Source organism: Bartonella sp. B41, assembly GCF_053795765.1.
In genome coordinates this window covers 1,224,456-1,249,145 of sequence record NZ_CP200037.1, presented here as the reverse complement: position 1 = coordinate 1,249,145, position 24,690 = coordinate 1,224,456, and the positions used below count along the sequence as shown (strand labels likewise).

The 24,690-nt window shown below is 37.8% G+C and carries 23 protein-coding genes and 1 tRNA gene; 14 read left to right on the top strand and 10 right to left on the bottom strand.

What is annotated here, in order from left to right:
* The first annotated feature begins 149 nt into the window (after positions 1 to 149).
* From V4P54_RS05510 to lpdA, 3 genes are read left to right on the top strand one after another with little or no spacing between them, the layout of a single operon-like run.
* Complete coding sequence (locus tag V4P54_RS05510; protein ID WP_455477025.1) at positions 150 to 3,149, top strand: 2-oxoglutarate dehydrogenase E1 component; 3,000 nt, start codon at positions 150 to 152, stop codon at positions 3,147 to 3,149.
* Positions 3,150 to 3,182: 33 nt separating this feature from the next.
* Positions 3,183 to 4,394 (top strand): 2-oxoglutarate dehydrogenase complex dihydrolipoyllysine-residue succinyltransferase, encoded by a 1,212-nt coding sequence (gene odhB, locus V4P54_RS05505; protein ID WP_455477024.1) that lies wholly within the window; start codon positions 3,183 to 3,185, stop codon positions 4,392 to 4,394.
* Between the two features lie 32 nt (positions 4,395 to 4,426).
* Entirely contained in the window at positions 4,427 to 5,833 is a 1,407-nt protein-coding gene (gene lpdA / locus V4P54_RS05500) for a dihydrolipoyl dehydrogenase (RefSeq protein ID WP_455477023.1), read from the top strand.
* Positions 5,834 to 5,967: 134 nt separating this feature from the next.
* Here the strand turns inward: lpdA and V4P54_RS05495 are convergent, their stop codons facing one another.
* Together V4P54_RS05495 and V4P54_RS05490 are read right to left on the bottom strand one after the other, a co-directional pair.
* Positions 5,968 to 7,206 carry a saccharopine dehydrogenase family protein gene (locus V4P54_RS05495; RefSeq protein WP_455477022.1) on the bottom strand — a complete coding sequence of 413 codons (1,239 nt, stop codon included), beginning with the start codon at positions 7,204 to 7,206 and terminating at the stop codon, positions 5,968 to 5,970.
* A gap of 57 nt (positions 7,207 to 7,263) precedes the next feature.
* The gene (locus V4P54_RS05490) at positions 7,264 to 8,361 is read right to left on the bottom strand and encodes a carboxynorspermidine decarboxylase (protein ID WP_455477021.1); all 1,098 of its coding nucleotides are present in this window, start codon (positions 8,359 to 8,361) and stop codon (positions 7,264 to 7,266) included.
* Positions 8,362 to 8,587: 226 nt separating this feature from the next.
* Between V4P54_RS05490 and V4P54_RS05485 the strand changes: the two genes are divergently transcribed.
* The 7 genes from V4P54_RS05485 to mnhG all read left to right on the top strand — a co-directional run bounded on the left by V4P54_RS05485 (position 8,588) and on the right by mnhG (position 15,266).
* Positions 8,588 to 9,043, top strand: a complete 456-nt coding sequence (locus V4P54_RS05485) for a BA14K family protein (protein ID WP_455477020.1) — start codon at positions 8,588 to 8,590, stop codon at positions 9,041 to 9,043.
* 188 nt (positions 9,044 to 9,231) lie between these two features.
* Positions 9,232 to 12,153: a monovalent cation/H+ antiporter subunit A gene (locus V4P54_RS05480; RefSeq protein WP_455477019.1), complete on the top strand. Its 2,922-nt coding sequence runs from the start codon at positions 9,232 to 9,234 to the stop codon at positions 12,151 to 12,153.
* On the top strand, positions 12,153 to 12,494 hold the full coding sequence (locus V4P54_RS05475) for a Na+/H+ antiporter subunit C (RefSeq protein WP_455477018.1): 342 nt from the start codon (positions 12,153 to 12,155) through the stop codon (positions 12,492 to 12,494). The genes V4P54_RS05480 and V4P54_RS05475 overlap by 1 nt, the downstream gene beginning before the upstream one ends.
* Entirely contained in the window at positions 12,495 to 14,117 is a 1,623-nt protein-coding gene (locus tag V4P54_RS05470; RefSeq protein WP_455477017.1) for a monovalent cation/H+ antiporter subunit D, read from the top strand.
* The gene (locus tag V4P54_RS05465; RefSeq protein ID WP_455477016.1) at positions 14,114 to 14,599 is read left to right on the top strand and encodes a Na+/H+ antiporter subunit E; all 486 of its coding nucleotides are present in this window, start codon (positions 14,114 to 14,116) and stop codon (positions 14,597 to 14,599) included. The genes V4P54_RS05470 and V4P54_RS05465 overlap by 4 nt, the downstream gene beginning before the upstream one ends.
* A complete protein-coding gene (locus tag V4P54_RS05460; RefSeq protein ID WP_455477015.1) occupies positions 14,596 to 14,877 on the top strand; it encodes a K+/H+ antiporter subunit F in 282 nt (93 codons plus the stop codon). The genes V4P54_RS05465 and V4P54_RS05460 overlap by 4 nt, the downstream gene beginning before the upstream one ends.
* Positions 14,874 to 15,266 carry a monovalent cation/H(+) antiporter subunit G gene (mnhG, locus tag V4P54_RS05455; protein WP_455477014.1) on the top strand — a complete coding sequence of 131 codons (393 nt, stop codon included), beginning with the start codon at positions 14,874 to 14,876 and terminating at the stop codon, positions 15,264 to 15,266. The genes V4P54_RS05460 and mnhG overlap by 4 nt, the downstream gene beginning before the upstream one ends.
* A 34-nt stretch (positions 15,267 to 15,300) precedes the next feature.
* Here the strand turns inward: mnhG and V4P54_RS05450 are convergent, their stop codons facing one another.
* From V4P54_RS05450 to V4P54_RS05430, 5 genes are all read right to left on the bottom strand, one after another.
* Entirely contained in the window at positions 15,301 to 15,693 is a 393-nt protein-coding gene (locus tag V4P54_RS05450) for an MliC family protein (RefSeq protein ID WP_455477013.1), read from the bottom strand.
* Positions 15,694 to 15,710: 17 nt separating this feature from the next.
* Positions 15,711 to 16,106 carry an MliC family protein gene (locus V4P54_RS05445; RefSeq protein ID WP_455477012.1) on the bottom strand — a complete coding sequence of 132 codons (396 nt, stop codon included), beginning with the start codon at positions 16,104 to 16,106 and terminating at the stop codon, positions 15,711 to 15,713.
* A gap of 13 nt (positions 16,107 to 16,119) precedes the next feature.
* Complete coding sequence (locus tag V4P54_RS05440) at positions 16,120 to 16,332, bottom strand: hypothetical protein (RefSeq protein WP_455477011.1); 213 nt, start codon at positions 16,330 to 16,332, stop codon at positions 16,120 to 16,122.
* Between the two features lie 170 nt (positions 16,333 to 16,502).
* Complete coding sequence (gene aroB / locus V4P54_RS05435) at positions 16,503 to 17,636, bottom strand: 3-dehydroquinate synthase (protein ID WP_455477698.1); 1,134 nt, start codon at positions 17,634 to 17,636, stop codon at positions 16,503 to 16,505.
* Positions 17,611 to 18,243 (bottom strand): shikimate kinase, encoded by a 633-nt coding sequence (locus tag V4P54_RS05430; protein ID WP_455477010.1) that lies wholly within the window; start codon positions 18,241 to 18,243, stop codon positions 17,611 to 17,613. Before V4P54_RS05430 ends, aroB begins: the two co-directional genes overlap by 26 nt.
* Before the next feature lie 260 nt (positions 18,244 to 18,503).
* On the opposite strand from V4P54_RS05430, the gene V4P54_RS05425 reads away from it, so the two are divergent.
* From V4P54_RS05425 to V4P54_RS05415, 3 genes are all read left to right on the top strand, one after another.
* The gene (locus tag V4P54_RS05425) at positions 18,504 to 19,442 is read left to right on the top strand and encodes a site-specific tyrosine recombinase XerD (RefSeq protein WP_455477009.1); all 939 of its coding nucleotides are present in this window, start codon (positions 18,504 to 18,506) and stop codon (positions 19,440 to 19,442) included.
* Between the two features lie 77 nt (positions 19,443 to 19,519).
* Positions 19,520 to 20,476 carry an acetyl-CoA carboxylase carboxyltransferase subunit alpha gene (locus tag V4P54_RS05420; protein ID WP_455477008.1) on the top strand — a complete coding sequence of 319 codons (957 nt, stop codon included), beginning with the start codon at positions 19,520 to 19,522 and terminating at the stop codon, positions 20,474 to 20,476.
* A 36-nt stretch (positions 20,477 to 20,512) separates the two neighbouring features.
* A complete protein-coding gene (locus V4P54_RS05415) occupies positions 20,513 to 21,268 on the top strand; it encodes a L,D-transpeptidase family protein (protein ID WP_455477007.1) in 756 nt (251 codons plus the stop codon).
* 173 nt (positions 21,269 to 21,441) lie between these two features.
* Here the strand turns inward: V4P54_RS05415 and V4P54_RS05410 are convergent, their stop codons facing one another.
* Together V4P54_RS05410 and V4P54_RS05405 are read right to left on the bottom strand one after the other, a co-directional pair.
* Complete coding sequence (locus V4P54_RS05410) at positions 21,442 to 22,569, bottom strand: D-alanyl-D-alanine carboxypeptidase family protein (RefSeq protein WP_455477006.1); 1,128 nt, start codon at positions 22,567 to 22,569, stop codon at positions 21,442 to 21,444.
* A gap of 105 nt (positions 22,570 to 22,674) precedes the next feature.
* Positions 22,675 to 23,457 (bottom strand): lysophospholipid acyltransferase family protein, encoded by a 783-nt coding sequence (locus V4P54_RS05405; protein ID WP_455477005.1) that lies wholly within the window; start codon positions 23,455 to 23,457, stop codon positions 22,675 to 22,677.
* A 114-nt stretch (positions 23,458 to 23,571) separates the two neighbouring features.
* Between V4P54_RS05405 and thiD the strand changes: the two genes are divergently transcribed.
* Positions 23,572 to 24,432: a bifunctional hydroxymethylpyrimidine kinase/phosphomethylpyrimidine kinase gene (thiD, locus tag V4P54_RS05400; protein WP_455477004.1), complete on the top strand. Its 861-nt coding sequence runs from the start codon at positions 23,572 to 23,574 to the stop codon at positions 24,430 to 24,432.
* 101 nt (positions 24,433 to 24,533) lie between these two features.
* Here the strand turns inward: thiD and V4P54_RS05395 are convergent.
* A tRNA-Gly gene (locus tag V4P54_RS05395) sits at positions 24,534 to 24,608 on the bottom strand.
* Between the last annotated feature and the right edge of the window lie 82 nt (positions 24,609 to 24,690).

Sequence of the window (24,690 nt, the reverse complement as noted above, 5' to 3'; positions counted from 1 at the left end):
CTGAATGGGAATAAATTCCAATTCAGGTGAAGTATTTGAACATAAAGAAGTAAAAACTTTTTTAAATTTTCTAATTTTTATTTGTTTTACAGGCATTTGAAGATTTGAAAATAGATAAGGAGACGGAACGGGTGTTCCGGAGAAGGTATATGGAAAGGCAGGACGAAATAAATAGTCTCTTTGCGCAAACGTCGTTTCTGTATGGTGGAAATGCGGATTATATAGACCAACTTTATGCAGAATATGAAAAAGATCCAGCTGGTGTGGATTCGCAATGGCGTGCTTTTTTTGAAACCCTTCAAGATAGTAAAGAAGATGTTCTAAAAAATGCTAAGGGAGCAACGTGGCAACGTGATCATTGGCCATTAAAGGCAAATGGAGAATTGGTTTCTGCTATCGATGGGAATTGGTCTGCTCTTGAAAAGCATTTTGGTAATAAGTTAAAAGAAAAAGCAGTTACTGGCGCTAAACAAAGTGGAAAAAATTCTAGCGAACAAGATGTTATTCAAGCTACACGCGATTCCGTTCATGCTCTAATGATGATTCGTGCTTTTCGAGCACGTGGGCATCTTCATGCACGACTTGATCCCCTTGAATTGGCGGAAAAATTAGAAGATTATAAAGAATTATCACCAGAGGCTTATGGTTTTACACCTGCTGATTATAATCGTCCAATTTTCATTGATAATGTTTTGGGATTGGAATATGCAACTATTCCGCAAATGCTTGAGATTTTAAATCGTACTTATTGTTCAACAATTGGTATGGAATATATGCATATTTCTGATCCAACTCAAAAAGCATGGCTTCAAGGTCGTATCGAAGGGCCAGATAAACGAATTGCTTTTACAAATGAAGATAAGAAAGCCATTCTCGGTAAGCTTGTTGAAGCAGAGGGATTTGAGCAGTTTTTAGATACAAAGTATAAGGGAACGAAACGTTTTGGCCTTGACGGTGGTGAGGCGCTTATTCCTGCTCTTGAGCAGATCATCAAGTGTGGTAGCGCTTTAGGTGTGCAGGAGGTCGTCTTAGGAATGGCTCATCGTGGCCGTCTGAATGTTCTTTCACAGGTTCTGTCTAAGCCACATAGAGCTATTTTTCATGAATTCAAAGGAGGATCTTATAAACCTGATGATGTTGAAGGATCTGGAGATGTAAAGTATCATCTAGGAACTTCGTCTGATCTCGAATTTAATGGTAAAAAAGTTCACTTGTCTCTCTTGCCTAATCCATCTCATCTTGAAATTGTTGATCCGGTTGTTATCGGAAAAGCGCGTGCTAAACAGGATCAGCTTGTGGGGCCTACACGCACTGACATTATTCCGTTAAGTGAACGCGCGAAAGTTTTGCCTCTTCTCATTCATGGTGATGCTGCTTTTGCGGGGCAGGGTGTTATTCAAGAAACTTTTGGTCTTTCTGGTTTGAAAGGTTATCGCGTTGCTGGTTCTATTCATGTGATTATAAATAATCAGATTGGATTTACAACGGATCCACGTTTTTCACGTTCTTCACCTTATCCATCAGACGTAGCAAAAATGATTGATGCACCAATTTTTCATGTGAATGGTGATGATCCTGAAGCTGTTGTTTTTGTTGCAAAGATAGCGGCTGAATTTCGTCAGGTTTTTCATAAGCCGGTTGTAATCGATATGTTTTGTTACCGTCGTTATGGACACAATGAAGGTGACGAACCATCTTTCACGCAACCGCTTATGTATAAGGCAATTCGCAATCACAAAACAACACTCCAAATTTATGGTGATCAGTTGATAACAGAAGGAGTGGTTACTTCAGGAGATATTGAGGAGCAAAAAAATCTGTGGCGTAGTAAGCTTGAAATTGAGTTTGAGGAAAGTGCTTCTTATAAACCAAGTAAAGCTGATTGGCTTGATGGAAGTTGGACAGGTCTTAAAGCTTCCAGCAGTGTTGATGAGCAGCACCGTGGAGTGACAGGTGTTAAGCTAGAAACTTTGAAGGAAATTGGTAAGAAAATTGTTGAAATTCCAACAGGTTTTCATGTTCATAAAACCATTCAACGTTTTTTGGGAAATCGTGCTAAGATTTTTGAAACTGGTGAAGGTGTTGATTGGGCAACGGCCGAAGCTTTGGCTTTTGGATCTCTTTGTTTGGAGGGGGCGCCTGTTCGTCTTTCTGGTGAAGACGTTGAGCGTGGAACTTTTTCACAACGTCATTCGGTTCTTTATGATCAAGAAAATGAATCGCGTTACATCCCTTTGAATAATTTGCGAAAGGGACAGGCAATTTACGAGGTAGTAAATTCTATGCTTTCTGAGGAAGCTGTTCTTGGTTTTGAATATGGATATTCGTTTGCTGAACCGAATGGTTTAACACTTTGGGAAGCACAATTTGGTGACTTTTCTAATGGTGCACAGGTTATTTTTGATCAGTTTATTTCATCTGCAGAGCGTAAATGGCTTCGTATGTCTGGTCTTGTGTGCTTGTTGCCTCACGGTTTTGAAGGACAAGGGCCAGAACATTCTTCAGCGCGTTTAGAGCGTTATTTACAATTGTGTGCAGAAGATAATATGCAAGTTGCTAATTGTACAACTCCTGCGAATTATTTTCATATTTTGCGTCGGCAAATTAAACGTGATTTCCGTAAGCCACTGGTTTTAATGACACCGAAATCACTTTTGCGTCATAAGAGAGCTGTCTCTTTGTTAAGTGAAATGGAGTTAGGGACTAGTTTTCACCGTTTGTTGCTTGATGATGCGGAATGTATCAAAAGTTCTGCTATCAAATTGCAGAAAGATAGTAAGATTCGTCGGATTATACTTTGTACGGGAAAAGTTTATTACGATCTTTATGAAGAACGTGAAAGAAGGGGAATTGATGATATTTATCTGCTGCGTGTTGAACAGCTTTATCCTTTCCCCGCGAAAGTTTTAGTAAATGTATTGTCGCGTTTCTTACAAGCCGAAGTTATTTGGTGCCAAGAAGAGCCCAAGAATATGGGAGCTTGGTCGTTTATTGAGCCCTATTTGGAATGGGTTTTAACCCATATTAATGCACAGTATTCTCGGGCACGTTATGCTGGACGACCTGCGAGTGCATCACCAGCAACTGGTCTGATGGTTACACATCTTGAACAACTTGCCGCATTTCTCGAAGATGCGTTAGGTTCTTAGTTTATTGCTACTCTGATGTATGGAAAAAATATTATGACTACTGAAATTCGTGTTCCTACTTTGGGCGAATCGGTTACTGAAGCAACAGTTGGCAAGTGGTTTAAAAATCTTGGCGAAGCTGTCGTTATGGATGAACCCTTGGTTGAATTAGAAACTGATAAGGTAACAATTGAAGTTCCTTCTCCAGTTACAGGAAAGTTATCTGAGGTTATCGCAAAGGAAGGCGATACAGTTGAGGTAAATGCTGTCTTAGGATTAATTACGGCTGGAGCTATTGGTGTTTCTCAATCAGCTAAATCTAATGAGTCTATCGTGGCTGCTAAAATATCTGTGTCTGAGTTAACACAGTCTCCAGAGGGCAGCACAATGCCTCCTGCACCTTCAGCGGCAAAGTTAATGGCTGAAAATAATATAGCAAAAGGTGATATCTCTGGTTCTGGAAAACGTGGACAAATCCTTAAGGGGGATGTTCTTGGTTCGTTATCTAAAGAACCAAAAGGGCCGGCTGTTGCTGAATCTGTTTCACAAGTTGCTCCTGTTTATGAAATGCGCGAAGAGCGGGTTCGCATGACAAAGTTGCGTCAAACAATTGCTCGTCGCCTTAAAGATGCACAGAACACTGCGGCAATGTTAACTACATTTAATGAAGTTGATATGTCAGCAGTTATGGATCTACGTAAGCGTTATAAGGATATTTTTGAAAATAAGCACGGTGTTAAACTCGGTTTTATGGGATTTTTCACTAAGGCTGTTTGTCATGCATTAAAAGAACTTCCTGCAGTTAATGCAGAAATTGATGGAACAGACATCATTTATAAAAATTATGTCAATGCTGGGATTGCTGTTGGAACTGACAAGGGGCTTGTTGTTCCAGTAGTTCGTGGTGCAGATCAGATGTCACTTGCAGAGATTGAAAAGGAAATTGGTCGCTTAGGACGTCTCGCTCGTGATGGGAAGTTATCAGTTTCTGATATGCAAGGGGGAACTTTTACCATTACCAATGGAGGTGTTTACGGATCACTAATGTCAACGCCGATTTTGAATGCACCGCAGTCTGGTATTTTAGGAATGCATGCGATTAAAGAACGAGCAATGGTTGTAGGGGGTCAAGTTGTAATCTGTCCCATGATGTATTTAGCGCTTTCTTATGATCATCGTATTGTAGATGGGCAAGAAGCTGTGACTTTTCTTGTACGGGTTAAGGAAAGTTTAGAAGATCCGGAACGCCTTGTTCTTGATTTGTAAAAGTACAGTTTTGGGGATGAAAGGAAAAATAAATGTCTTATGATGTGGTTGTGATCGGGGCGGGTCCAGGTGGTTATGTGGCGGCAATAAAGGCTGCGCAATTAGGACTTAAGGCAGCGATCGTTGAGAAGCGTGCAACATTGGGTGGTACATGTCTCAATATTGGCTGCATCCCTTCTAAAGCATTGTTGCATGCTTCTGAATTATTTTCCGAAACGCAGCATGGTTTCGAAACACTTGGCATTTCTATTTCAAAGTCTAAGCTTAACCTTGAGCAAATGATGGCGCACAAAAGGGCTGTTGTAACAGCGAATACGAGTGGTATTTCTTTTTTGATGAAAAAAAATAAGGTTGATACTTTTTTAGGCACAGCTAAAATTTTGGGTGCAGGTACGGTCGAAGTTACTGCCAAAGATGGTAGTCAGAAAATAATCACAACAAAAAATATTATTATTGCTACGGGGTCAGATAGTTCGGGTATTCCAGGATTAGATGTGACAATTGATGAAAAAGTTGTTGTATCTTCTACAGGAGCGCTTTCTTTTGAAAAAGTACCAGCACGTATGATTATTGTTGGTGCAGGTGTTATTGGTTCAGAGCTTGGTTCCGTTTGGAGACGTCTTGGTGCTAAAGTGACAATTATTGAGTATCTTAACAAAGTTTTAGGATCAATGGATGGTGAAATTTCACGGCAATTTCAGAAATTAATGGAAAAGCAAGGGATTGAATACAAAACTGGTGCGAAAGTAAAAGATGTAGCTCGGTCTGGTTCAACCGCTCAAGTAACTTTTGAGATTATCAAGGATGGTTCGTGTGAAACATTAGAGGCTGATGCTGTATTAATTGCTACTGGGCGTTCTCCATATACGGAGGGTCTTGGTTTGGTAGAAGCTGGTGTTCAGTTGGATGAGCGTGGATTTATTGCAATTGATGCGCATTGGCAGACGAGTATTCCAAGTATTTACGCTATTGGTGACGTTGTTAGGGGGCCAATGTTAGCACATAAAGCTGAGGAAGAAGGTGTTGCTGTTGCTGAAATTTTGGTGGGTCAAAGGGGTCATGTTAATTTTGATGTTATTCCTAGTGTTGTTTATACGCAGCCGGAAGTTGCTAGTGTAGGTAAGACAGAAGAAGAACTTATAGCTGCTGGAATTGATTATAATGTTGGAAAATTTCCTTTCATGGCGAATGGTCGTGCACGTGCGATGCAGAAAGGTGATGGATTTGTTAAAATCATTGCTGATAAAAAGACAGATCGGGTTTTGGGTGGCCATATTCTTGGATTTGGTGCGGGTGAAATGATTCATGAAATTGCAGTTTTGATGGAATTTGGTGGTTCATCAGAAGATCTCGGGCGCTGTTGTCATGCACATCCGACTTTATCAGAAGCAGTACGAGAAGCAGCTTTGGCAACGTTTGCTAAACCGCTTCACATTTGAATAAGACTTGTTGAATTTGTTAAAAGAAAAAGCTTCCTTATATTCCGTGAGGAAGCTTTTTTATGGTTTGATGGATTATTTTCGAAGAATCGTACTTGGAACGGACATTCCTTTATTAGTATACAAAAATAAATTTAAAACTGTAACTTGTTATCTTTTTTCTGTTCTTTTATGCATGTTGAAAGTCCCATGTGGTCAAGAGACTTTAGAAAAGGATGTGGTGGCAATTCTTCTACATTGACCATAGTTTTAACGTCCCATTCACCGTTAGCAATGAGGATGGCTGCTGCTGCTGCTGGTACACCAGCTGTGTATGAGATACCTTGAGCGCCAGTTTCATTAAAAGCTTCTTTATGGTCGGTTATATTATAAATGAAAACTTCTCGTTGTTTACCATCTTTTTTACCTTTAATGAGATCACCGATACAGGTTTTTCCTGTATAATCTGGTGCTAATGAGGCTGGGTTGGGTAAGACGGCCTTTACAACTTTTAAGGGGATAACTTCTTGTCCTTCTGCTGTTTTAATAGGTTGCTCAGATAAGAGTCCAAGGTTTTTCAAAACAGTGAAAACAGTGATGTAACGCTCACTAAATCCCATCCAAAATCGAACATTTTGAACATCAAGATTTTTGGATAATGAATGAATTTCATCATGTCCTGTCATATAGGCCTTTTGTTTTCCAACAACGGGTAGATCCCATTCATGACTGATTTCAAACATTTTATTGGAAGTCCATTTTTTATTTTGCCATGACCACACCTGTCCAGTAAATTCTCGAAAATTAATTTCTGGATCAAAATTAGTAGCAAACCAGCGTCCGTGATTGCCGGCATTAATATCAATAATATCAATATCAGTTATTGTATCGAAATAACTATCATGCGCTAATGCTGCGTAAGCATTGACAACACCAGGATCGAAGCCTGCTCCCAAAATAGCAGTTATACCGGCCTTTTCGCATTCTTGGCGTCTGGGCCATTCATAATTTCCGTACCAAGGAGGTGTTTCACAGATTTTTAAAGGATCTTCGTGAATCGCAGTATCAACATAAGCACATTTGGTCTCAATACAGGCTGAAAGAATGGACATATTAAGAAAGGAGGAGCCAACATTTATGACAATTTCACATTTTGTTTTTTGGATTAATTGCACCATTTCTGTAATATTCATTGCATTAATTACGTGGCTTTCGAGAATGTTTTCCACCTTCATTGAATTTTTGGCTTTAATGGATGAGATTATTGCGTCACATTTTTTTTGTGTTCGTGATGCGATGTGAATTTCACCTAGGATATCATTATTTTGTGCGCATTTATGCGCGACGACTTGTGCAACACCTCCAGCACCAATAATGAGAATATTTTTCTTCATTCTAGAGTTATCTCCTTTTAGTATTGTCACTTAATGGTTTTGTTGTATGGTAGTGGGTTATGAAAGGTTATTTTTATAATCATGATAACTAAATTGACGCTGAATTATGAAGCTTCCATCACATTCTTTTATAACAATGGCAGGCATTGCAATGCCGTTAAACCAGTTTTTCTTGACCATTGTATAACCTGCAGCGTCTTGAAAAGATAATCTGTCTCCTACTTGAAGCGGCTCTTGGAACTGAAATGTTCCAAAAATATCACCAGCAAGACAGGATTTTCCACAAATCATAATTTCATGAGAACCTTTATTAGGTTCCAATTTAGCTGTTTCTTGATAAACTAAAAGATCAAGCATATGAGCTTCTATTGAGCTGTCAACAATGGCAAGGCTTTTTTTATTGTACAACGTATCAAGAACACTTACTTCTAGCGTAGTACTTTTGGTGATTGCAGCTTCACCTGGTTCTAGAAAGACGGTGACACCGTGTGTTTGAGAAAAACGCTTCAAACGTTTTGCAAAAGCTACTATAGGATAATTTTTAGCAGTAAAATGAATTCCCCCACCAAGACTAATCCAATCAACTGCATCGAAAAGTTCTGAAAATTTTTCTTCAATACAGTTGAGCATTTGGTTAAAAAGATAAAAATCAGCATTTTCACAATTATTGTGAATCATTAGGCCGTTTATGAGAGGTAGAACTTCTTTAATTGCACTTTTGTCAGTTTCTCCTAAACGACTAAAAGGACGTGAAGGGTCTGCAAGGTCAAAATTTGATGCACTGATCATTGGATTTAGTCTTAAACCTCGCTGGAGATTTTTTGTGATATTAGAAAAACGTTGCAGCTGTTGTATTGAATTAAAAATAATTTTATCTGCATAGCTACAAGCTTCATCAACTTCGTCATCTGCCCAAGCAACGGAGTAAGCGTGCGTTTCTTTCTTGAATTTTTCCTTTCCCAAACGTAATTCATAAAGAGATGACGATGTCGTTCCATCCATGTATTGGGACATAAAATCAAAGAGACTCCATGTTGCAAAACATTTTAAGGCTAATAAAATTTTTGCTCCTGACATTTCTCGTAAATCAGAAATAATTTTCATATTTTTTATAAGCTTTGATTTATCTATAAGATAGTAGGGAGTCCTAATCATTATTTATCCGTTTTCTGCTGAAGGATCCTATTGTTCACATCAACGTTTAGTACATGTAGTAGCAGAATGTCTCAAGGAAAAAGAATCACGAAAGATAATCTGTTTACTCTTAACAATAAAAAAATCTGTAATTTTGTTTTAGTCAAATTATTGTGAAGTACGTGTTATGGTTGTAAATAAAAATTTGTATTATGCTTTATTTATAGCATCTGTTGGAAGTTTTTTTATGATAATAACCAATGGTGTCGATTCGGTTTCAAAAAATAATACTGAGGTGGAAAATTTAATTTACTCATCCTCCCTGCAAGATGATCAAAGTTTTTTGGTTGTTACAGGGCGTAGGGAACTTAATGGTTTCAAAGGTTATCGTCATTATCGGCGTGGTTATCGCAAATATGATGATAGTTGGTGGTATCCTGAAACAGCATTTGTTTCAGCTGAACATTTGAAAGAAAGACATGGGTTGTTAAAAAAAATATCTTCTCCAGATAAGAGACTTCTGATTTTTTCTTTAGAAGAAAAGAAACCGTGGATGTTCAAGCAACATATCGATTCTTGTGTTGCTCGTTATCGTTCTTATAACCGAAAAGATAACAGTTATCAGCCTTTTAATGGGCCACGCAAACAGTGCTTCTCCCGCTTTTTTAAAGAGCTAAAAATGCTAAAATTGAAAGAGCCTTAAGTATATTTTATTTTTGAGATGTGTTTTTTTCTTATAAAGCATTTGTTTGATAATAATTCTTGGTATTTTAAATTTTATTTAAATCTTGTTATTGTAAGAGTATAGATAAGAAGTAGAAATATGATTTTTCGCTTTTTATTTTTACTCTGTCATTAGCAGGATGTTCAAAGAAGTTTGGAGTTTATGGAATGACAATACGGGAAGCAATGTTGATATTGCTGGTTTTGCTTCCCTTTTGTGGTAGCATTATCATTGGTTTTTTTTGTTCAACTGATAAAAAGAATGGCGCATGGTTTTCTGGTATTATCGCACTTGTCGGTTTTCTTTTTACAATAATACTTTATCCAGAAGTTAGTGGAAATTGTACAGTACGTTTGGATATGGTTTGGCTTCCAGAATGGGGAGTTAACTTGGTTCTTTGTATAGATGGTTTGTCTTGGCTTTTTTGCCTTTTAATTACGGGAATTGGGTTGCTTGTTGTTGTTTATGCACATTATTACATGGATTCAGCAGATTCTTTATCACGTTTTTTTTCCTTTTTTCTTGCTTTTATGGGATCAATGACTGGTCTTGTTTTATCAGGCAATCTTATCTTTTTAGTTATTTTTTGGGAATTAACCAGTATTTTTTCTTTTTTGTTGATAGGTCATTGGTATCATAATGCAGGTGCTCGTGAAGGCGCACGTGTAGCTTTAATAGTTACAGGTTTTGGTGGTTTTGCTTTATTAATTGGGGTCTTATTAATTGGCTGTGTAGTTGGTAGTTTTGATCTAGATAAGGTATTGCAGTCTGGGGATTTGATTCGATCAAGTTTCCTTTATTGTCCTATCCTTATTTGTATTTTATTGGGAGGATTAACAAAAAGTGCACAGTTTCCATTTCATTTTTGGCTACCCAATGCAATGGATGCTCCAACGCCTGTATCGGCTTATTTGCATTCAGCGACGATGGTGAAAGCGGGTTTGTTCTTATTTGTTCGCTTGTGGCCTGTTTTATCTGGAACAGAATCTTGGTTTTTATTGGTTGGATTTTCAGGTCTTTCAACGTTGCTTATTGGCGCCTATTTTTCTATGTTTCAGCAGGATTTGAAGGGACTTCTTGCTTATTCAACAATAAGTCACCTTGGCTTGATTACCACGCTTTTGAGTTTTGGAAGTCCACTTGCTTGTGTTGCTGCGATTTTTCATATGGCTAATCATGCTACTTTCAAAGCTTCTTTATTCATGGCAGCTGGCATTATTAACCATGAAACAGGAACACGTGATATGCGCAAGTTGACAGGACTTTTTCTTTCAATGCCTATTACAGCTACTTTGGCTTTGGTAGCTAGTGCGGCAATGGCTGGTGTTCCTTTGTTAAATGGTTTTTTATCAAAAGAAATGTTTTTTTCTGAAGCCGTTGAAACGCATCTCGAATCATGGTTGGATTGGGTTGCACCTTACGTAGCAACGTTGGCTAGTTTGTTTAGCGTGACTTATTCTGTACGTTTTATTCATGGTGTCTTTTGGGGATCAAAGCCTATAAATTTACCAAAAATACCGCATGAACCACCACATTTTATGCGTCTTCCAATGGAACTTTTAGTGTTTATTTGTTTAGCTGTTGGTATTTTCCCAAATTTAACAATAGGTCCTATTTTGGATAATGCAGTTGTATCTGTTTTAGGATCAACAACGCCTCCTTATAATTTGGCCGTTTGGCATGGATTGAATACTCCATTGATTATGAGCTTAATTGCCTTGTTAGGTGGTGTATTGCTCTATTTTATAGGACGTGATTATTTTTTATCTTTCAATGATAGTTTTCTTCTCTTTCATAATTTAAGAGGATTGCATATTTTCGAGAAAATTCTTGCAACTATTTTTGGGAAATGGGCGTGTGCTGTAGAATCTTTTTTATCAACACGTCGTTTACAAATGCAATTATGCTGGATTTTTTGGGTTTGTTTTTTATTTATTGGTATTTTACTTTTGTGTGACGGTTTCATTTCAGTTGGTTCATTGCCACTTTTCCCACTTGATATTCCTTTTCTTGCTCTTTGGATGGTGGGTGGATTATGTGCGCTTTTAGTTGCTTGGAAAGCGAAATTTCACCGTCTTGCATCATTAATGTTGTTGGGAGGGGCTGGTTTGATGACTTGTGCAACTTTTTTATGGCTTTCTGCACCTGATTTGGCAATAACGCAATTGGTTGTTGAAATTGTGACAACAGTTCTATTGTTGCTTGGTTTGCGGTGGTTACCTAAACGTTTGCATAATTCTACTCCAATTTCTACGAGTTTTTTAGTGCGTTTACGTCGTATTCGTGATTTTATTATAGCATTTGTAGGAGGTGCGGGTATTGCATGGTTATCTTTTGCAGTGATGACGCGTCCTCAAGATACGACAATTGCTGATTTTTTTCTGACACATTCTTTTTTTGACGCTGGTGGTCGCAATGTTGTGAATGTTCTGTTGGTTGATTTTCGTAGTTTTGATACGATAGGTGAAATTGTTGTTTTAGGTATTGTCTCATTGACAGTTTTTGCCATTTTACGACGGTTTCGTCCTGCTCCTGAAAGTGTTGATGCACCTATTCGGCAGCGTATGCGGGTAGATTTTTGCATAGAACAGGATAATCGAAATGTAGCAGGTACAATGTTGGATTGTTTGGCCGTTCCTGCTGTCATTATGTGTTGGCTATTTCCAGTTATTATTGCATTTGCTGTTTATTTGTTTGTGCGGGGACACAATTTTCCAGGAGGTGGATTTGCTGGTGGCGTTACTTTAGCTATAGGGTTTATTCTGCAATATCTTGCACGTGATATTCGTTGGGTAGAAAATCATCTAAGAGTTTTGCCTTTGCGTTGGATGGGTTTTGGTTTTCTGTTATCGGTCGCAACAGGTGTGAGTTCTTGGGTTTTAGGGTATCCTTTTTTAACATCATTTTCTCGATATGTGGATTTTCCTCTGATTGGAGACATACCTATATTATCTTCTTTTTTGTTTGATTTTGGTGTGTTTTCGTTGGTTTTGGGAGCTACTGTTCTCATTTTGATTGCACTTGCACATCAATCAATTCGTAGTTACAGGATCTGTAAACAACCCAACGTACAAGAGAGGGAAAATTGATGGAAGTTGTTCTTTCTTTAAGTATAGGTATTCTTGTTGGATCGGGAATTTGGCTCCTTTTGCGTCCACGTACTTTTCAGGTTATTCTTGGTTTGTCTTTGATTTCTTATGGTGTCAACCTTTTCATGTTTTCAATGAGCAGACCTCGCAGTAATGCTGCGCCGATTGTTGATCCTTCTGCCATTATTAATTCAGCTCATTATGTTGATCCTCTTCCGCAGGCTTTGGTCTTGACAGCGATTGTGATTGGTTTTGCAACGACAGCTTTATTTTTGGTTATACTTTTAGTTTCCCGCGGTTTAACAGGTTCTGATCATGTGGATGGACATGAGGTACAGTGAATGGCATATTGGGTGCACCATCTCCTTATTTTACCTATCATTTTACCGCTAAGTACCGGAGCTCTTCTTCTTTTCTACGATGAGCGTCGTTCTAACCTTAAATCATCAATAGGTCTTTTCTCTTCTGGGCTATTGGTTGTTGTTTCTGTTTTATTGGTTATGCGTACTTTTGAAGTTTCTCCAGCTTCTGATGTTTATAGGCTTGGTAATTGGTCTTATCCCTTTGGAATTTTTTTGGTTCTTGATCGCTTAAGTGCCGTGATGCTTTTGCTTTCCAGTTTGTTAATAACGGTCGCACTGATTTTTTCAAAGGCTCATTGGTCTAAAGTTGGTGCTCATTTCCAATCGTTGATGCAATTTTTTATGGTTGGGATCAATGGTGCTTTTTTGACGGGAGATTTATTCAATTTATTCGTGTTTTTTGAGGTTATGTTAACGGCTTCTTACGGGCTTGTTTTGCATGGTTCTGGTCAATTGCGTGTGCGCGCAGGGTTACATTATGTGGTGATTAATCTTGTTGCTTCATTACTTTTTTTAATTGGTGTTGCGCTTATTTATGGGGTTGTTGGCACTCTTAATATAGCTGATTTGGCTATAAAAATGAAACATATAGCTTCTACGGATATAGTTTTATTTGAAGTAGGTGTTGCATTTTTAGGAATCGCTTTTTTACTTAAAGTTGGTATGTGGCCGCTTAATTTTTGGTTAACACCGACTTATAGTGCGGTAGTGGCACCTGTAGGGGCGTCTTTTGTTATTTTAAGCAAGGTTGGTATCTATATTATTTTGCGTTTGACGTTGGTATGGTTTGGTCCTGAAAGCGGTTATTTTAGCTATTTTGGCCACATAGTTTTGTTTTACGGTGGTCTTTCTACTATGACTTTTGGTTTTATTGGGGTATTGGCTAGCCAAATTTTATCTCGGTTAACCGCGTACAATGTTCTCATATCTTCTGGAACATTATTAGCAGCAATAGGAATTTGTAATGAAACATTGACAGCAGGAGCGCTCTTTTATGCTGTTTCTTCAACTTTAGCACTTGGCGCTTTTTTTCTGCTTGTGGAGTTGATAGAGCGTTATCAGGGTGTTGCTGCTAATGTCTTATCTGGAACAATAGAGGTGTGTAGTGATGATGAAGAGGATGAAAAAGATGAAATTTATACTTATTCGTCAGTAACTTTGGCAATTCTTGGAGCTTGTTTTGGTGTATGTGCTATTTTAATTATTGGAATGCCTCCTTTTTCCGGTTTTATTGCTAAATTCATTATGTTCATGGCAATTTTGAATCACAGTAAAGAAACTTTTTCTGCTTCCGCACCAGTTTTACGTGATTACCTTTTTTTGACCTTTGTAACTGTATCTAGTTTTGCGGTTTTTGTTGCAATGATACGAGCAGGTATACGGACTTTTTGGATTTCTCTTGAAGATATGGCTCCGCGTGTGCAGGTGATTGAATTTGTACCTATTGCTGTTCTTTTGGCTTTGTGTTTCCTTATGACAGTTTTTGCTAATCCTGTTTCTCATTATATGTCTGAAACTGTAAAGATTTTATATGAGCCTAAAAATTATATTGAGAGTGTTTCAATGGATTTTTCTCTTGAAAATATGGAGATAAATCGATGAGTTATTTTTGTCCTTACCCTTTTTTAAGCAGTGTTATTGTTTTGATGTGGTTAATTCTGAATGATTTTAGTTTAGGTCAATTTATTTTGGGAAGTATGATTGCTTTGTTTGGTGGTTTGGTGCTCCAGTTGCTCGAATTAGAAAAGACTGTCATTAAAAATTGGAATGCAGTTTTTCATCTTATTTTTCGAGTGTTTGTAGATTCTGTAATTTCAAATATTTCAGTTGCTTGGTTTGTTTTGAAAAAAAGGTCTCGAAAACAACAGTCTGGTTTTATCAGAGTGCCTCTTTTGCTTGAAAATAATACTGCTCTGGCTCTTCTTGCATGTATTCTGTCAATTACTCCTGGAACTGCTTGGGTTGCTTACAACAAGAAAAATGGTGAGCTTTTAATTCATGTATTAAATTTAGCAAACGGACGTGATTACGAACGGTTGATTAAACAACGGTACGAAAAATTACTTTTGGAGATTTTTCAATGAGTATGGAGATTCTTTATTGGGGACTTTTTTTCTCACAAAGTTTTTTAAGTTTAGCGATGGTTTTAGCATTGTTTCGGTTGGTTCGTGGCCCACGGGCACAAGATAGGATTATAGGTTTGGATGCCCTTTATATAATTACTATTCTCTTGTTTCTTACATTTGATATTTGTTCTGGAACGACCATTTATTTCGTGGCCGCTCTCATTATTGGTCTTTTAGGTTCTGTGTCAAGTGTTGCTTTGGCAAAATTTTTAATGCGTGGAGAAATAATTGAATGAAAGAAGATATATCGCTTACAGTTGCCATTATAATTACTGTTTTTTTAATGTTAGGTTCTAGTCTTACTTTGATTGGAACAGTAGGGTTGGTGCGTTTTTCTAATTTTTATGAACGAATTCATATGCTTTCAGTAAGCACAGGTTGGGGAGCTGGAAGCATTCTCATTGCTTCATTTCTTTATTCAATGTTTGTGGATAATCGTTTTATATTTCATGAAATATTGTTGATGCTTTTCTTGCTTGTGACAGCGCCAGTAGCCTCTATGTTGCTGTCACAGGCAGCAGTTTATCGATACAATGCAGAAGATAAGTCAGAAAAACCGCTGGCTCTTTTATCACATCAAACAGAAGAAAGATTGTTTGAATTAGAAGAAATAACACAAAGTTAAAGCCAATATGGTTTTAATGAGCTAAAGTGACATTTTATTTTGTGCTTTTTTCTTCAACACAAAGAATTGGTTTTTTCTCTTCTGGATCACTAATGAGATCGTAAAATGTCACTTCATTTTTACTGTTCCACCAAATATATTGGGCTCCCATATATTTTACTCCTGAAGCAGAAATTACATTAGAACCGACAACGCGGTTGCCTTTCCATGTGAAATCAACTAGTGAGATGTTTCCAGCATTAAGATATGTTGCTTTGATATGTTCTTTACCTGTTCCAGTATCGCATAGGTAAGAAACTGTCTCGGTTGTTGGGTTTGCATCATCTGGCACCTCAATAACCAAAGAACCAGCAAAAGCATTTGCTGAGATGAATAGTGAGATACTTAGAGCGGTTAAAAATCGTAAAATAAGCGAAGTTTTCTTCATAATATTTCCTTTATTATTTAAAACAACAGTGTTGATTCTTCTTTACAGAGAGTAGGGTCTTTTTCTTCTGGATCATGTACAAGGTCATAAAGTGTGACGTCGTTGCTATTTTTCAACCAGATATATTGTGCTCCTACGTATTTTGTTCCCATGTGAGTGATTACATTAGAAGCAATGATGCGATCACCTTTCCATTTGAAATCAACCAATGAAACACCATCAGCCTTTAGGTAAATTGCTTCAACGCGTTCTTTACCCACTTTAGTGTCGCATTGATAGGCAACGGTTTGAGTTATTGGTTCTGGATTATCTCGAACTTCAATGACTAAAGAGCCTGCTAAGGCATTGGTTAAGCCAAAGAGCGATAAACTTGAAGCGGCTAAAAATCCTAAAATTGGTAAAGTTTTTTTCATAATGCTTCCTTAATTATGCAGATAATTTGACTAATGTGATGGTGTCTACGGCAGGATTTGAACCTGCGACCCCAGGATTCATACCACTTCGATTTTCATCGCCAGTTTCTGTACTGTTCGTGGTCTGGACTGTCTCTTCACCTTGAAGCTTTTGCTTTTTAGGCGCTGCCCGTTCAGTCTCTACACCTTCCTTCCGTTTTTTAGAGGCTTGGCTCGGGATTGGCATATAGTTTCCTATGAAGCTTTCCCCGAATTTGAGCAGATCCACTTTTAGGATTTCTCCTTAAAGCGCCCAATTTTCAGGAATCCTGTGCTCTATCCTACTGAGCTACGCAGACAAAATCACACACCCATTTAAAGGAAGTATAAAAACGAATCAATTATATTCAATATGAATTAACGAATTTTCGCTAATTTTTGTTTTAGAAACGTCAAAATTGTGTCTGGTGAAACATTTTTTGCAATAAATGATTGACCAAGCCCGCGGGTTAGAATGAAGGTTAAATTGTTTTGCACGACTTTTTTATCTTGAACAATAAAAGTCATTAGCATTTCGGCATTGGGCAATTCCCCTGGAATATCCTCTAAACGTGTAGGTAGCCCTATATCCTTCAGATGTGCTTCAATTCTTTGTGTGAGCATAGGGCTTATTAAATTTAATTGAGCAGAAAATTGATGGGCTAAAACCATACCAATTGCTACGCTTTCACCATGAATTAAGCGGGTTGAGTCGTAGTTGGTTGCTGTTTCAAGCATATGTCCAAAGGTATGTCCAAGGTTTAACAATGCACGCTCTCCTGTTTCATATTCATCACGTGATACAATATCAGCTTTAAATTGGCACGAACGAACAATTGCATCTGTTCGTATTGATCCATTGGAAAAAATTTTTTTTCCATTTCTTTCAAGCCATTCAAAGAAATAAGGTTGGTTAATGAGACCATATTTGACAATTTCTGCGTAACCAGCGCGAAATTCTCGTAATGGAAGTGTATCAAGAATACGAGTGTCAGCAATAACGCATTGAGGTTGATAAAAGGAACCAATGAGATTTTTGCCATGTTTGCTGTTGATTCCAGTTTTTCCACCAACAGAAGAATCAATTTGTGCGAGAAGCGTTGTTGGAATCTGAACGAAATTCATCCCTCGTCGTGTGATGCTTGCAGCAAATCCTCCTAGGTCTCCAACGACGCCGCCACCAAAAGCAATAATGCCGTCTCCTCTTTCTAAACGTGCAGCAAGAATTTTATCAATGACAGTTTGTAAAGTTGAAAATGATTTTGATTGTTCCCCTGCTTTCACAATGATTGGAACAACATTCATTTTATTTTTTATTAATTCTGTTTGCAATTTATCAAGATGAAGAGAAGCAACATTTGTATCCGTAATAATGGCCAAACGTCTTTGATGAAGATCATCTTTGTTGAGAGAACGTTGAATTTGTGAAGCAACTTGCTCAATTAAATTTGAGCCAATGATGATGTCATAACAATGCTTATTTAGTTTAACGGTGACGATTTTGGCTTGCATGTTTATTTTTCTCATTGTTGATTTCTGTATTCAAGTAGGTTTGTATAGATCGTATGACATCTTTTGCTACAGTGTGGTAGTTTTCTTCATAATTGTTAATTGTTATATGCGCTTTTGCATAGATAGGATAGCGCTGTTCTACGAGTTTTTGCATGATTTCTTTAGGATTTTCTGTTTGAAGTAATGGTCGTGTCGAATATCGAGAAACTCGTTTCATGAGGGTATCGATATCTGATTTAAGCCATACGGATATACTATTTTCATGAATTATTTTACGGGTTGTGTCATTTATGTAGGTACCTCCACCTGTCGCCAGAACAAGAGGGCTTTTTTTTATGATGGTTAGAACAGTATTCTGTTCAAGAGAACGGAATTCTGTTTCACCATGAATTTTAAAAAATTCAGTGATTGTCATTTGTGTCTTTTTTTCAATTTCTTGATCAGAATCATAAAAAGGCAAATTTAGAATGGTAGCGATGCGTTCCCCGATTGTTGATTTACCAGCCCCCATGAGGCCGATCAATACAAGTGCTCGTTTATCAAGAGATGATAAAAGCTGTTTCTTTGTTTGTATTATTGGAATATATTTAGGCTGATTGTTTTTCATAATTTTATTTCGGTATTCATATGCTGTGAAGTTAATTCCTGTTAATCTTTATATGCCATAATTAAGAGATAGAGTACTTAGGGGGGAAGCGTTTACTTTCTTATGCCAACATTAACCAGATTTTTGATGATTCTTTTTATTTTTGTTGCTGTTCTTTTCAGTATAATGGCGTCTCTTGTAATTTGGGTTGAACCTACAATAACAGATATGTATGTCGATGTTCCTTTAGATTTATTGAACTCTTCTCTGAAAGTAAATCAATGAAAGATGATATTGCTATAGATCGTTTTCTTGAAATGATGAGTGCAGAACGAGGTGCTTCGTCTCATACGATTTCAGCTTATAAACGCGATTTGCAGTGGGCACAAAACAAATTGTCTTCCCGTTCTGTTTTGCTTTTTTCAGCGCAAAAAGAGGACTTAATTGGCCTTTTGTCACTTATGCATATTGGCGGTTTTGCGGCGTCTTCGCAAGCACGCCGTTTATCAACTTTGCGACAGTTTTATCAATTCCTTTACGCAGAAGGACTAAGAGGAGATGATCCTTCAAGCGATATCAGTGCACCTCGCCAAGGGCGTCCTTTGCCGAAAATCATAAGCGAAAATGCGATGGTAAAATTGCTTGATTTTGCTCAGTTTGAAGTAAATAAAGCAAAAGGTCAAGATAAGAATTATCTTCGTGCATTGCGTCTTCAGACTTTAGTTGAAATGCTTTATGCAACAGGGTTACGCATTAGTGAGTTGGTAAGTCTTCCAGTGCAGGCTGTTAGAGGGAAGGAGTATTGCATTTTGGTTCGTGGTAAAGGAAAAAAAGAGCGAATGGTACTCTTATCAAAAAAGGCGTGGCAAGTTCTCTCACAGTGGTTAATTGTACGTGACCAAGGAAAAAATGCAGCGAGTTTTTATCTTTTTCCTGCTCACTCAAAGGCAGGGCATATTGCTCGCCAGCTGGTTGCACGAGAATTGAAAAATCTTGCAAAAAGGGCGGGAATAAAAAGCAATAATTTTTCTCCTCATGTGTTGCGTCATGCTTTTGCCAGCCATCTTTTACAGAATGGTGCTGATTTGCGCGCAGTTCAACATTTATTGGGTCATTCTGATATTTCGACTACTCAGATTTATACGCATGTCTTAGAAGAAGGGCTTTATCGTTTGGTAAATGAACATCATCCACTTGTTGATGGGCATGAAGATGGGTAAAGAACAAAGAGACTCTAGAAAAAGTGCTCTAAAAGAAAATTATAAATTTACAAGTTATATTGAATAAGTTGGGTGCAATGTATAATTATCTTGATTTTGAAAAACCAGTTGCTGATCTTGATGGGCAAATTCTTGAATTAAAGAAAATTTCTGAGGAAGAAGATAGTCTCGATATGAGTGATGAAATTGCGCGTCTTGAAATGCGTTCTCAGACGGCATTGCGTGATATTTACAAAAAATTATCACCATGGCAAAAAACGCAGGTGGCTCGTCATCCTGATCGACCTCACTTTATGGATTATGCTGCGCGATTATTGAGTGATGTTACTCCTTTGGCGGGTGATCGTAAATTTGCGGAGGATGAAGCCATTCAGGCTGGATTTGCTCGATTTAAAGGTGAAGCAATTGCGTATATAGGTCAGGAAAAAGGGCATGATACGCAAACGCGTTTACGATATAATTTTGGTTCTGCGCGTCCAGAAGGGTACAGAAAAGCTGTGCGTATCATGGAAATGGCTGACCGTTTTGGTTTGCCATTACTAACTTTCGTGGATACAGCGGGTGCTTATCCTGGTGTGAGTGCTGAAGAGCGTGGACAGGCTGAAGCTATTGCTCAGTCAACGGCAGCAACCTTACGATTAAAGGTTCCAGTAGTTTCTGTTGTTATTGGAGAAGGTGGCTCAGGAGGAGCGATAGCAATTGCCGCTGCTAATAAGGTTTATATGTTGGAACATGCAATTTATTCTGTGATTTCACCAGAAGGAGCAGCTTCCATTTTATGGCGTGATCCAACTCGTGCGAAGGATGCTGCGATGAATATGCGTATTACTGCTCAAGATTTATATCGGTTAAAGATTATTGATGGCATTATTCCGGAACCTTTGGGAGGAGCACATAGAGGTAAAGAGATTGTAATTGATGAAGCCGGCAATGTTATCATGAATGCTTTAAGATCTATGGCTGGGAAAGATGGTGAAGTTGTTAAACAGGAACGTTGGGAAAAATATCTTCAAATTGGTCGGTCTCTGGCATAATTTTTTTCATGAGGTGACGAATTGGAGTTGTGTTTAATGGTATTAAAAAGAATTCTTGTAGTGTGTATGTGGTTTGCAATTGTATTATTGGTTGGGTGCAGGGAACGGTTACCGGATTCCGTTCGAGCTAAGGTTGAACAACCGTTGCCAAGAGAAATTCAAAATAGAATGGCTTTTTATAATATCGATCAGTATGCGCCTATTATGATGCGATTTTTTAAAAAAGAAAATGTGGCTGAAATTTGGAAACAGAACCGCGAAGGAATTTTTGTTCTTATGGCTCGCTATGATATTTGTAAATGGTCGGGTGAGCTTGGTCCTAAGTATAGGGAGGGAGATTTTCAGACACCAGAAGGTTTTTATGCCGTTAGTGCACGCCAAATGAACCCCTATTCAAGATATTATCTTTCTTTTAATATAGGTTTTCCTAATCTTTATGATAAGGTGCATGGTCGTACAGGAAGTTATCTTATGGTGCATGGTTCTTGCTTTTCAGCAGGTTGCTATTCTATGAGTGATAAAAATATGGCACAGATTTATGCTTTTGCACGAGATGCTTTTAGGGGTGGACAAAGAGCGTTTCAACTACAGTCTTTTCCATTCCGTATGACTGCTGCTAATATGGCGCGTCACCGTGCAAATCCACATTATAAATTTTGGATGATGTTGAAGGAAGGCTATGATTTTTTTGAAGTAAATCGCAGGCCTCCAAGCGTTTATGTTTATAGGAAACGCTATGTTTTCAATAATGGTATCAGTAAAATGTCAGCTTCTACAACACCGTGGATTTAATTTCATTATGAAGCTGCTACACTATTCTAAGGTGCATTATGCAATTGCTCTCAGAATTTTGTATTCTTAGCAGTTCTTGAATAGGTTTTTGAAGTGGCATATTGATGTAGTCCATTGTATTTTGTGAAAAATATGAACAATTGCTACCGCAAACATAATCATACTAACTGTATCTAAGATACTATTTCAATTTTACATTTGTCATTGATCAATATTTTTGTCTTTAACAGACTTTTTGCTTGTTTTTTGTGTGGGACATGGAGTTTTTTTGTGACTTTTTTTCTTTTACGTGTTTTTGGTGTACTGATGAGTCGCACTGATAAAGGGGGAGCGAGAGAAGGTGAAGCAGAAATCAAAGGTGAAGTAAATATAATATTCCCCTGATTATCATAAAGTTGCGCTTGTACTTTGACTGCTTCAGAAGTGCATGTTTGTTCTTTCATATCAGTAGCTTGTGTCATTTTGCTACCATAAGGTTTTAGTGTTGCCAAGGTTAATTGTGGCAATCCTTGATATGAGAAGCCTGTATCAAGAAGTTGTGCGGCTTTCTCTTCTCTTTCGCTTATGTTTTTTGATCCTAAAATAACAGCAATGATTGTGCGGTTATTGCGGGTTGCTGAGGCAACAAGATTGAAACCAGAGGCGCAGATAAATCCTGTTTTCATACCGTCTATTCCATCAAAACGGCCAATGAGATTGTTTGAGTTAGGTTGGATTTTTCGATTATTGCCGAAATCAATGGCTGGAATAGAAAAATAATGGGCATACTGGGGAAATTCTCGACGAATTTGTATTGCTAAAAGTGCAATATCACGGGCTGTGGTATAATTATTGGGATGAGGTAATCCACTTGCATTAGCAAAATGGGTTCCAAACATGCCCAAGCGTTGAGCTTCAGCATTCATTTGTTGTACAAAAGCCTCTTGTGAACCTGCGATAGCTTCACTCATTGCAATAGCTAAATCGTTGGTAGATTTAACAAGAGTAATGCTTAGTGCTGTATCAAGTGTGAGAACGGAACCAGCTTTGTAACCTGAATTGTAGGTAGGAGCTTTTGCTGCATATTTGCTAATAGTGATGTGTTTGTTAGAGGAAATTTTTCCTGTATTCATGGCGCGAAAAATAACATAGGCAGTCATTAATTTTGTTAATGAGGCGGGATACCAACGCTCAAAAGCTTGATTGTGCTCTAAGATGTGTCCAGTTGCAACGTCAACAGAAATAAAGGGATGAGAGAGAGTAATGGTGTTTGTAAAACTCAGTATGAAAGAAAAAAACAAGATACAAAATGGTTGCCGCATTAAGTGGATCCAATTGCGTTTTAATGATTTTGGAACAATTAAATATAGGGTGTAATGGTTTTGAATCCATATGACATGAATAGTTAATTATAGATTTGTGCGTTCTCAATGATGTTCAAGTTTTTGCAATCTTTTTATTGCAGAGGGGGGTATAGGGGGAGGAACAGGATCTTTTGTTGCTAACATGAGTAATTCATCGCAGGCTTTTTCTGTTTTTTGTATAAGTGTGTCTAGAAAATCGCGTTTGTTTAAGCCAACTTCTATGGGAGGTAAAATACGAACACGAATTGTTCCTGGGTAGCGACGAAAATTATTACGTGGCCAATATAAACCAGCGTTGTGAGCAATTGGAACAACGGGAAGTTGTAATTCATTATAGAGCGCGATAATTCCTGGTTTATAATCTGGTTTTTGACCAGGTTGTTTGCGTGTTCCTTCAGGAAAGATTATAATTTGACGTCCTTGTTTTGCTTTTTGTTTTGCTTCTTGTATTATAGTTTTGAGAGCTTTAATTGGGGTTGTTCGATTGATAGGGATAATTTGTGTTTTTGCCATATACCATCCAAAAAGAGGAATCCACGTTAATTCACGTTTTAAAATAAGAACAGGATCATCAAAGTAGGGTATGAGGCTAAATGTTTCCCATGCAGATTGGTGTTTTGGAGCGATGATGTAGGCTCCATTTGGTAAGTTTTCTATTCCTTCAATTTCGTAATTTGTACCAGCAATGTATTTTTGTAAGAATAATGTGATACGTGCCCACGTTTTAGGTATGATCCATGCTTTTTTGCGTGGCATTAAAAAATAAAAAGGTGCGTAAAGAATCATTTGTATAAATGTTGTTGTGTAGAACATGAGTGTAAAAAAAAGAGAACGAAGGATAAGCACTGTATTTTCCGTTTCGTATCTGCAAAAGAAAGCTCGTATATAATGCAATTTGCATAAAAAGCATACTTTAATTTACATTTTTTCAAATATTTTAAAGTACAAGGATTTAAAATAGTGGTACCGCAGGTTAATAGAGACGATTTTTTTATTCCACGTATTTTATCTATTGCTGGTACTGATCCTTCTGGTGGGGCTGGAATGCAAGCCGATTTGAAAGTTTTTTCAGCAATGAAGACGTATGGTATGAGCGTGGTCACAGCTGTGGTTGCACAAAATACACAAGGTGTGCGTGCTTTTCATGCTTTGGATGCATCTTTTGTTGCTGACCAAATTGATTCTGTTTTTGATGATGTGCAGGTTGATGCAGTTAAGATTGGTATGGTAGCCAATGCTAAAATTGCTCAGATTATTGCAGAGCGTTTAGCTTATCATAAAGCTCGTTTTATTGTTTTTGATCCAGTTATGGTTGCGAAAAGTGGTGATGTTCTTTTAAATCCGGATACGATTGAGGTTATTCGTGATGTTCTTGTTCCAATGTCAACTCTGATAACACCGAATTTATTTGAGGCAGCTATGTTGTTAGGATATAAGGTGCAATGGTCATTAGATGCTATGTACCAATATAGTCCACAGCTTTTAGAACTTGGTTGTGAAGCCATTTTGTTGAAAGGTGGGCATTTGAGAACTTTTGCTTGCACAAATAGAGATGACTATGACAATCTAAGTCCAGATCTTTATTGTGATTCCAAGGGGGTCTTGGCTCTTGAATCACCTCGGTTTATGACAGATAATGATCATGGTACAGGTTGCACTATTGCAGCAGCAATAGCAGCGCTTTTGCCAACAAATTCTTTGGTTTATGCGGTAAAAAGAGCAAAAAAATATCTGAACAATTCTTTAGTAGCTTCAAGCGCTTTGCAAGTGGGAAAGGGGCGTGGTCCAGTCCACCATTTTTGCGAACTATGGTATAAATAAGAAACCACAACCATCTAGAAGCAACACCACATCTCAGAGTAAGAGATACTCTCATATACGGGAGCAAATTTATTGCTAAAGCAGATTGGTAAGGTACCAAATGGAGCGGGCGATGGGATTCGAACCCACGACCCCAACCTTGGCAAGGTTGTGCTCTACCCCTGAGCTACACCCGCTCACACGTTTGAGATGTGTTTGCTTCAAGATCCAAACGTTGCTTGTATGACCTAGGCTTTTCAGAATTGCAACAAAAAAATA